The sequence below is a fragment of the Streptomyces sp. NPDC001536 genome (assembly GCF_042894505.1).
In the GTDB taxonomy this organism is placed as follows: domain Bacteria; phylum Actinomycetota; class Actinomycetes; order Streptomycetales; family Streptomycetaceae; genus Streptomyces.
In genome coordinates this window covers 447,493-455,793 of sequence record NZ_JBIAVQ010000007.1, presented here as the reverse complement: position 1 = coordinate 455,793, position 8,301 = coordinate 447,493, and the positions used below count along the sequence as shown (strand labels likewise).

Genomic DNA, 8,301 nt, shown 5'->3' with positions numbered 1-8,301 from the left:
CCCCCTCCGCCGTTCCGGGACAGCCCAGGCCCGACGGTCATGTGATCAGCCCCTCCGCGACTCCCGGACCGCTGCGGAGCCCGGACGCCTCGCCCCCCCCCACCCCCCCCCCCCCCCCCCCCCCCCCCCCCCCCCCGCCCCCCCCCCCCCCCCCCCCCCCCCCCCCCCCCCCCCCCCCCCCCCCCCCCCCACCGCAAGGGAGGCGTCCCCCTCTCAGTCGCGCACGGTCACGCGCTCCGCCTCCTCCTGGGCTGTGGACTTGGCGACCACGACGGTCTTCTGCCGGGGCCGCACCCGCAGTCCGGTCAGTGAGATCAGCAGGCCCAGGACCGCGATGCCGGTGACCACCGTCAGACCGGGCAGATAGCTGTCGAGGACGGCCTGCGGAGAGGCGTTCTCCCCGGGGGCGTTCGCCGTCAGCACCGCCGTGACCACGGCCAGGAAGAGCGCGCCGCCCACCTGGACCGAGGTGTTGAGCAGGCCCGAGACCATGCCCTGCTCGTGTTCGTCGACGCCGTTGGTGGCCTGGACGTTGAGCGAGGGGAAGGTCAGCGCGAAGGCGGCGCCGACGAGCAGCATGGTCGGCAGGATCACCGACGCGTAGACCGGGTCGAGGTCGATGCGCAGGAACAGCAGATAGCCGACGACCATCAGCGCGAAGCCGACCACGATGAGCCGCGGGGTGCCGAACCGGTCGATGACCGTGCCCACCTTGGTCGCGGACAGCGCCACCAGCGTGCCCGCCGGCAGGAACGCCAGCGCGGTGTGCAGCGCCGACCAGCCGAGCACCTGCTGCATGTAGAGGGTGACCAGGAACTGGAAGCCGATGTAGCTGCCGAGGAACGTCAACGCGCCGAGCTGGGCCCGGACCTGTGGGCCGGAGCGCAGGACACCGAGCCGGATCAGCGGGCTGGGGCTGCGCCGCTCGACGGCGACGAAGGCGGTCAGCAGGACGACGACGGCCAGGAAGGAGAGGATCGTGCGGGCGGAACCCCAGCCGGCCTCCGCCGCCTCGACGACGGTGAACACCAGCAGCAGCATCGAGGCGGTGCCGAGGACGGCGCCCGGGATGTCGTAGCCGCCGGTGTTCTGCTCGCGTTCGCTGCGCGGCAGCAGTTTCAGGCCCGCGATCAGGGCGATCAGGGCGACGGGGGCGGGCAGCAGCATGGTGTAGCGCCAGCTGGCCTCGGTGAGCAGACCGGAGAAGACCAGGCCCATCGAGTAGCCGGTGGCGCCGCAGGTGGTGTAGATCGCCAACGCGCGGTTGCGGAGGGGGCCCTCGGCGAAGGTCGTGGTGATGATGGACAGGCCGGCGGGTGCGGTGAACGCGGCGCTCAGGCCCTTGACGAACCGGCTGGCGATCAGCAGCGGCCCGGAGTCGACGAGCCCGCCGAGCAGCGAGGCGACCGCGAAGACACCGAGGGCGACGAGGAACACCTGACGCCGGCCCAGCAGGTCGGCGGCGCGACCGCCGAGCAGCAGCAGGCCGCCGTACCCGAGGATGTAGCCGCTGACGATCCATTGCAGGGTCGAGGTCGACAGCCCGAGGTCGGCGCCGATGGACGGCAGCGCGACGCCGACCATCGAGACATCGAGCGCGTCCAGGAACATCGCGGCGCAGAGCACGAGCAGTGTGCCCCACAGTCGGGGGGTCCAACGTCCTTCGGACGCCGGGGTGTTGAGCGGAGAGGTCATGCCGGAGACACTACATGCGCATGCATCGAATGCAAGCGCATTTAATTACAGTGCAATAATTTTTGCTCTCTGCTACGGTGCGCCCATGGCGGCGAAGAAGCCCGAGCAGACGCTCGTGGACCAGTGGCGGGACATCCTGGCGCTGCACGCGCGCACCCAGTGCGAACTGGACCGTGCGCTCCACCGGCACGGGCTGTGCGCCAGCGACTTCGAGGTGCTCGACGTCCTCGCCGACGTGCGGCGCGCGACGGGCGGCGACTGCTCCTATCGCGTCCAGGAGATCTCCGAGCGGGTCCATCTGAGCCAGAGCGCGCTGTCGCGGCTGATCGCCCGGCTGGAGAAGGACGGACTCGTCGAGCGCGGCATGTGCTCGGAGGACCGGCGGGGCGTCCGGGTGGCGCTCACGCCGAAGGGGCGCACGCTGCACGGCGAGGTGCTCCCGGTGCAGCGCGCGGTACTGACGAAGATGCTGGCCGAGGACTGAGCGGGGCCGGGTCTCAGATCCCGGACGTCACGCGCCACAGCTCGGCGAGCGAGCCGTCACCGCTCACGCCGGGGAACGGCACACGGTTCCACAGCGACAGGTACAACTGCCCTCCCGGACCGCTGATCTCACACTCCGCGTCCCCCTCCTCGGTCCGCTCGGCCGCGGGCGGCTCCTGGGACAGCCGTACGGTCCACACGGCGCCCTCCACGTCCGTCGCCCTGACCCGCAGCACCCGCGGCCGCTCGGTGCGCACCTTGCTGCGGGAGCGGGCGTGGAAGCCGGTCAGCAGCTCGTCGACGCCGTCGGCGGCGAACTCCGCACCGATACCGCCGGGCGTGCCGCCCCGCGCGGACTCCGCGTCGAAGCGGTGCACCGCGGTCTCGTGCGCCTGCCTGCGCGCCCAGAACGCGAGCGGTGAGGGCGCCGGCAGGAAGGACCAGCACTCCGTGTCCGGATCGGCGTCGGTGAGGGTGTCCACGAGACGCCGGTGCCCCTCACGGAACCACGCCAGGAGCTCGGCGCCGTCGAGGTCGGGCTTTCCCCCGAAGGGGCGGGGAGAGGTGTACGCCTCGGCGACGTACTTCGTCGCCCAGCGGTGCACCGCCCCCGTGTGCCGCACCAGGTCCCGCACCTGCCACTCCGGGCAGGTCGGCACCTTGGCACCCGTACCGGCCTGCTCGGCGGCCGCGGCGAGGGCCCGGCCCTCCTGGTCGAGGATGCGGACGAACTCGGCAGTCTCCATGGGGGTGAGTGTGCCGCATGGAGCGGGGTCGAAGGGGGGCCTGGCGGTGCGCGCCGGTGCCCTGGGCAAGTCGGAGGCGTTTCAAGGGGGTTGAGGGAGAAGGGAGGAAGTCCTGGTCACGAGGAGGAGTGGACTCAGCCGTGACGCCGGGTGAGGAACCCGATGACGGCCGCCGTGGCGGCGAGGACGGCCACACTGGTGAGGGCGAGGGGGAGGGAGAACCAGTCGGCCATGAAGCCGATCGCGGGTGGGCCCATGAGCATGCCGCCGTAGCCGAGGGTGGAGGCGGTGGCGACGCCGGTGGGGCCGGCGAGGGTGCCGGCGCGTTCGATGGCGACGGGGAAGAGATTGGCGAGGCCGAGCCCCGCGATGCCGAAACCGAGGAGCGCGGCCCACAGGTCGGGGGCCAGCGCGCCGAGCAGCATGCCGGCCGCCGCGGTGGTGCCGCCGGCGATCACGGTGCGGGTGCGGCCGAGACGCTCCAGCAGGGTCGTGCCGGTGAGCCGGCCGACGGTCATGGTGAGGGCGAAGCAGGAGAAGCCGACGGCGGCGACACCGGGGGAGGTGTGGAGGTCCTCCTGGAGATGCAGGGCGCTCCATTCGGCCATGGCCCCCTCGCCGTACGCCGTGCACAGGGCGATCAGCCCGAAGACGATCACCAGCCCACGGGTGCGCCGGTCCGGCCGACGCTGGGCGGTGCCCGCTCGCGGTTCCGTCCGCCCGGGCGGCACGGGCGGTTCGATCCGCAGCAGCGCCCGCCCGGCGACGGCCGTCACGAGCAGACCGATGACGGTGAGGCCGAGCAGATGGCGGGTGGGGGAGAGATGCGCGGCGACCACTCCGCCGAGGCCCGCCCCGACCATGCCGCCGAGGCTGAAGGCCGCGTGGAAGCTCGGCATGATGGGGCGCCTGAGAGTGGTGACCAGGTCGACGGCGGCGCTGTTGAAGGCGACGTTGATCCCGCCGTACGCACTGCCGAAGACCAGCAGCACCGCGCCGAGCGCCGGTGCGGAGTGGGTGAGTGGGGGCAGGGCCACGCTGAGGGAGAGGAGGACGGCGCAGACGACGGTGACCTGGTGGTTGCCGTAGCGGCGGCACAGGCGGCCGGTGAGCATCATGGTGATGACGGCACCGGCGGAGACGCCGAGGAGGGCGAGGCCGAGGGTGCTGGCGGTGGCGTGGGTCTGTTCCTTGATGGCGGGGATGCGGACGACCCAGCCGGCGAAGATGAAGCCGTCGAGGGCGAAGAAGACGGTCAGGACGATACGGAGCCGGCCCAGGGCGTTCCCCGTGTTCCCCGGCACGTCGTTGTGCTTTGGGGTTTTGTTTATTAGCGGCACAAAGTCAGGCTAGGTGGGGTGGCGTCCTGGGGCAAGGGTGCTCGGGTCGGCTTCGGCGTCCGGTGTGCAGCTGTGCCGGATCGTTGCCACAGTGGTGCCATGTGCTGGAGCGCCACCGCCGATCTCGTTGCCGGGGCCGGGATCGCCGGCGTCGGTGTGGCCTGTGTGGCGCGGGCGCGCAGGGTGGGCGACCTCCCGATGGCCGCGCTGCCGTTGCTGCTCGGCGCGCACCAGCTGGTCGAGGCCCGCGTCTGGCAGGTCGGGGGCGGGGCCGGGCCCGCCACCGCCGTCTGGGCGGTGATCGCCCTCCCCCTCCTGGCGGCGTGGGTGCCGCTGGCCGTGCTGTGCGCGGCGCCCCGGCAGGCATGGGGCCGGTCGGCGATCCCCGTGCTGTGCGGTGTCGTGACCGCCGCCGTGATGGCGTACGCCATCGCCACCCGTCCCGTACGCGCGGAGATCCGCGGCCATACCGTCGGCTACGTCGTCGGGCTGCCCCACCCCGAAGCGCTCATCGCGGGCTATCTGGTCGCCACGGTCGGTGCCCTGCTGCTCTCCGGCGACCGCTGGCTGTTCGGGTTCGGAGTCCTGGCCGCGGTGGGTGCGCTGGTGTGCTGGGCGTTGTGGCGGCTGGAGTTCGTCTCGACGTGGTGCGCTTTCGCGGCGGTCTGCTCGGTGGTGGTGTTCGGGTGGGTGCGTCGGCGGCCGGCGTATCGGTCGGCGTATTCCCCCTGAGCGTGGTGGTGTTGCTACCGGGATCGGTGATCCTCCCAGAGGGAGGGGCCTGGTTGGCGTGGTGCCCGTGGCGCAGGGTGGGTTCATGAACACCAGTGAGACGTCACGGCTCCGCAGCCGTGTGACACCGCTGCGCCGCCTCAAGGGAGATATGTACATACCGCGCAGGACCGCTCCGCCCCGCGTGCGCCGGCAGAACGACGAGCAGGCCCCCGGTAGGGGACCCGACAGCGGTCAATCCCGCTGAGCCCGGGGACTTGGGGCCCACTGCCGGTTTCGTGGACACCGGTTTCGTCACCGAGCCGCTCACCGCGCGCTGCCGGGAGGTCGCCGCGCGGCAGCAGCACGCCTGCGTGGGCATCAGCCTCTTCAACGGCTACTTCAATGCTTCAAGCGCCCGCGTCGCCGAACCGGTCAGCGGCCCGCCGCTCTCGCCAGAGCCGCCTCGGCTTCGGCCGACAGGGCGGACACGAGCGCGGCCGCGGGAGGCAGATCGGTGACGAGGTCGACCGCCTCGCCCGCCCAGACCGGCAACGGCGGGATGGCGCCGCGTGCCGCGTCGGCCTCGTAGGCCTGGCGGGCCGCCGCCGGATCCGCGGCGAGCTCCGCCTCGCGGCCCCGCCAGCGGTCGAGGTAGGGGTGTCCGAGGGTGCGAGCCGTGTACTTCGCGGGCCAGCGGGAGCTACGGGCGATGTCGAGGATGCGATTGCGTTCGGTGTCCTGCCCCCGTCCCTGGATCAGCGCCTCGGCGACCGAGGGATCGACGAGCGCCTCGGCCGTCGCCTGGAAACGGGTTCCGATCAGCGCCCCGGCGGCCCCCAGCGCCAGAGCGGCGGCCACCCCCCGGCCGTCGGCGATGCCACCGGCCGCCAGCACCGGTGTCGGTGCCACCAGATCCACCACGACCGGTACGAAGGGCAGCGTGGACCGCCCGTGCCGGGCACCGTGACCACCGCTCTCCGTGCCCTGCGCCACGATGACATCGGCGCCCAGGTCCGCCGCCTGCCCGGCCTCCTCCAGATCGGTGACCTGGAGGAGCACCGCCACGCCGGCCTCATGGACCCGGTCGACGAATGGCCTCGGATCGCCGAAGGAGAACATCACCGCGGTGGGTCGGTGTTCCAGGACCTGATCGACCGCGCGCAGGTCCGTCGCCCAGGTCTGGAACCCGACGCCCCACGGCTCCTCGACCTCCGCGAGGATCGGTAACTCCCGCGCCAGCAGGTCGGGGTGTCCGCCTCCGGCGCCGAGCAGCCCCAGTCCGCCACCGCGCGAGACGGCCGCGGTGAGCGCACCGCCCGCCGAACCGCCCATGGGGGCAAGGGCGATGGGATGCCGCACACCGAACAACTCCGTGAAAGCCGTCGACAACGTCATGCGCGGCATCGTCCCATCCCCGCACCGCACCTCCTTCTAGGAGGCGAGCTCCTTCGTGATGCGGTCGAGCATGAACGCCGAGGACTCGTGGGCGCGTTCCTCCCAGGCGAAGACGCAGGCGGTGGCGACCCCGTCGAAGTCCAGATCGCGCAGGGTGCCGAAGAAGGCGTCCCAGTCGACCTCGCCCTGACCGATGTCGAGGTGCTGGTGGATACGGGCGGTGGTGCCGGGCGGGTTGAGGATGTAGCGGAGCCCGCTGGAACCCTTGTGGTTGAAGGAGTCGGCGATGTGCACATGCTGGAGCTTGTCACCGGCGTAGCGCATCATCGCCGCGATGTCGGCGGTCGGATCGGCCCCCGACAGATGGAAGGAGTGCGGCGCGCAGTACAGGTAGTTGACCCACGGCTTGTTGAGGGCGCGGACCAGGTCGACCGCGGGGGTGTTCTCCTCGCAGAAGTCGTCCGGGTGGGCCTCCAGGTTCAGCGCGATGCCCTCGCGCTCGAACAGCGGCAGCAGCTCCTCCATCGAGCGCCAGAACGCCGCCTCGCTCTGAGCGGCGCGCTCGGGGCGGCCGTTGAACTCCGAGTTCATCAGCGGGCATTCGAGGTCGGCGGTGATCTCGATCATCCGCTTCCAGTAGCGGACGGCGGCCTGGCGCTCGGTCTCGTCCGGTGACGACCACTTGTAGAGCGGCAGCACTGAGGACAGCCGAACGCCGTGTGTCCGCAGGGAGTTCTTGAGCTCGGCGATCCGCTCGTCGTCGGCCCGCGGATGCAGGAAGAACGGCATGAAGTCGTCGCGGGGCGACAACTCGATGTACTCGTAGCCGAGTTCGGCCACCGTGCGCACCATGTCGTCGATCGGCAGGGCGCGGAACATGTACGGGTCGAGGGCGATCTTCACGCGGCACCTCCGTAGAAGGCGGGACGGGGCTTGAGGTCGGTGGCGACGACGCGGCCCGACTCCAGGGCCTCGACGGTCGCGCTGGTGATGACGGTGGCCGCGTAGCCGTCCCAGGCCGAGGGGCCGGTGGGCTCGACGCCGGCGGCGATGCCCGCGATCCACTCACGGAACTCGGTGTCGAAGGCGTCCGCGAACCGGCCCACCCAGTCCGTCAGCACCTCGGTGCTGTGCTGACCGGCGGTGCGCAGCCCGACCGCCGCCGGGTCCGGCAGCCGGACCAGGCCCTCCTCGCCCACGGCCTCGCACTGGATGTCGTAGCCGTACTGGCAGTTGACGAAGACCTCCAGATCGATCCGCACGCCCTTGGCGGTCTCGAACAGCATGATCTGCGGGTCCTTGAGATGAGCGAACCGCTTGCTCGTGGCGCGCGGGGTGACCACCTGGGTGGAGACGATCTCGTCGTCGAGCAGCCAGCGCACCACGTCCACCTCGTGCACCGCCGTGTCCAGGGCGGCCATCGAGGAGGTGTACGACTCCGGCACGGTCGGGTTGCGGTGGGCGCAGTGCACGATCAGCGGCTCACCGATCCGGCCCGAGTCGATGACCTGCTTCATCTTCCGGTAGCCGACGTCGTAGCGGCGCATGAAGCCGACCTGGACCAGGCGGCGGCCGTACGCCTGTTCCGCCTCGATGATCCGCAGACAGTCCTCGGCGCTGGTGGCCAGGGGCTTCTCGCAGAACACCGGCTTGCCGGCGGCTATCGCGGTCAGCACGTGCTCGGCGTGCGTGGGGCCCCACGACGTCACGAGGACGGCGTCCACCTCCGCGGAGGCGATCAGTGTCGCGCCGTCGGGCAGCACCTGGGCGCCGACCGGTGCCGCCGCCTCCGCGGCGCGGGCGGCGTCGATGTCGGTCACCGCGGTGACCCGGGCGCCCGTGACGGTCTCGGTGAGCCGCCGGATGTGCTCCTTGCCGATCCAGCCGGCGCCGATGACACCTACACGTACAGTCATGATCGTTTCCTA

The 8,301-nt window shown here is 71.6% G+C and carries 9 protein-coding genes; 3 read left to right on the top strand and 6 right to left on the bottom strand.

Annotated elements, in window-relative coordinates; genetic code table 11:
• Nucleotides 1-213: 213 nt before the first annotated feature.
• Nucleotides 214-1,695, bottom strand: coding sequence for an MFS transporter (locus tag ACFY0U_RS21955; protein WP_388638247.1), 1,482 nt, complete (start codon nucleotides 1,693-1,695; stop codon nucleotides 214-216).
• 85 nt (nucleotides 1,696-1,780) lie between these two features.
• On the opposite strand from ACFY0U_RS21955, the gene ACFY0U_RS21950 reads away from it, so the two are divergent.
• Nucleotides 1,781-2,179 carry a MarR family winged helix-turn-helix transcriptional regulator gene (locus ACFY0U_RS21950; protein ID WP_388638246.1) on the top strand — a complete coding sequence of 133 codons (399 nt, stop codon included), beginning with the start codon at nucleotides 1,781-1,783 and terminating at the stop codon, nucleotides 2,177-2,179.
• 13 nt (nucleotides 2,180-2,192) lie between these two features.
• Here ACFY0U_RS21950 and ACFY0U_RS21945 read toward each other — a convergent pair whose 3' ends face one another.
• Nucleotides 2,193-2,924 carry a maleylpyruvate isomerase family mycothiol-dependent enzyme gene (locus ACFY0U_RS21945; RefSeq protein WP_388638244.1) on the bottom strand — a complete coding sequence of 244 codons (732 nt, stop codon included), beginning with the start codon at nucleotides 2,922-2,924 and terminating at the stop codon, nucleotides 2,193-2,195.
• A 134-nt stretch (nucleotides 2,925-3,058) separates the two neighbouring features.
• Nucleotides 3,059-4,228, bottom strand: a complete 1,170-nt coding sequence (locus tag ACFY0U_RS21940; RefSeq protein ID WP_388638243.1) for an MFS transporter — start codon at nucleotides 4,226-4,228, stop codon at nucleotides 3,059-3,061.
• Nucleotides 4,229-4,363: 135 nt separating this feature from the next.
• Between ACFY0U_RS21940 and ACFY0U_RS21935 the strand changes: the two genes are divergently transcribed.
• Nucleotides 4,364-4,996, top strand: coding sequence for a DUF6629 family protein (locus ACFY0U_RS21935; RefSeq protein ID WP_388638241.1), 633 nt, complete (start codon nucleotides 4,364-4,366; stop codon nucleotides 4,994-4,996).
• A 278-nt stretch (nucleotides 4,997-5,274) separates the two neighbouring features.
• Nucleotides 5,275-5,496, top strand: coding sequence for a tRNA-dependent cyclodipeptide synthase (locus ACFY0U_RS21930; RefSeq protein ID WP_388638239.1), 222 nt, complete (start codon nucleotides 5,275-5,277; stop codon nucleotides 5,494-5,496).
• Here the strand turns inward: ACFY0U_RS21930 and ACFY0U_RS21925 are convergent.
• Genes ACFY0U_RS21925 through ACFY0U_RS21915 form a run of 3 tightly spaced genes read right to left on the bottom strand, consistent with a single transcriptional unit; the run spans nucleotide 5,411 to nucleotide 8,289 of the window.
• On the bottom strand, nucleotides 5,411-6,373 hold the full coding sequence (locus ACFY0U_RS21925; RefSeq protein WP_388638237.1) for a nitronate monooxygenase: 963 nt from the start codon (nucleotides 6,371-6,373) through the stop codon (nucleotides 5,411-5,413). The genes ACFY0U_RS21930 and ACFY0U_RS21925 overlap by 86 nt on opposite strands.
• Before the next feature lie 36 nt (nucleotides 6,374-6,409).
• Nucleotides 6,410-7,276 carry a sugar phosphate isomerase/epimerase family protein gene (locus tag ACFY0U_RS21920; RefSeq protein ID WP_388638236.1) on the bottom strand — a complete coding sequence of 289 codons (867 nt, stop codon included), beginning with the start codon at nucleotides 7,274-7,276 and terminating at the stop codon, nucleotides 6,410-6,412.
• Nucleotides 7,273-8,289 (bottom strand): Gfo/Idh/MocA family oxidoreductase, encoded by a 1,017-nt coding sequence (locus ACFY0U_RS21915; RefSeq protein ID WP_388638235.1) that lies wholly within the window; start codon nucleotides 8,287-8,289, stop codon nucleotides 7,273-7,275. The genes ACFY0U_RS21920 and ACFY0U_RS21915 overlap by 4 nt, the downstream gene beginning before the upstream one ends.
• Nucleotides 8,290-8,301 lie beyond the last annotated feature (12 nt).

Excerpts from the sequence above, each read along its gene's own strand:
- ACFY0U_RS21955 (WP_388638247.1), bottom strand. The coding sequence starts at position 1,695 with ATGACCTCTCCGCTCAACACCCCGGCGTCCGAAGGACGTTGGACCCCC.
- ACFY0U_RS21950 (WP_388638246.1), top strand. The coding sequence starts at position 1,781 with ATGGCGGCGAAGAAGCCCGAGCAGACGCTCGTGGACCAGTGGCGGGAC.
- ACFY0U_RS21945 (WP_388638244.1), bottom strand. The coding sequence starts at position 2,924 with ATGGAGACTGCCGAGTTCGTCCGCATCCTCGACCAGGAGGGCCGGGCC.
- ACFY0U_RS21935 (WP_388638241.1), top strand. The coding sequence starts at position 4,364 with ATGTGCTGGAGCGCCACCGCCGATCTCGTTGCCGGGGCCGGGATCGCC.
- ACFY0U_RS21925 (WP_388638237.1), bottom strand. The coding sequence starts at position 6,373 with ATGACGTTGTCGACGGCTTTCACGGAGTTGTTCGGTGTGCGGCATCCC.
- ACFY0U_RS21915 (WP_388638235.1), bottom strand. The coding sequence starts at position 8,289 with ATGACTGTACGTGTAGGTGTCATCGGCGCCGGCTGGATCGGCAAGGAG.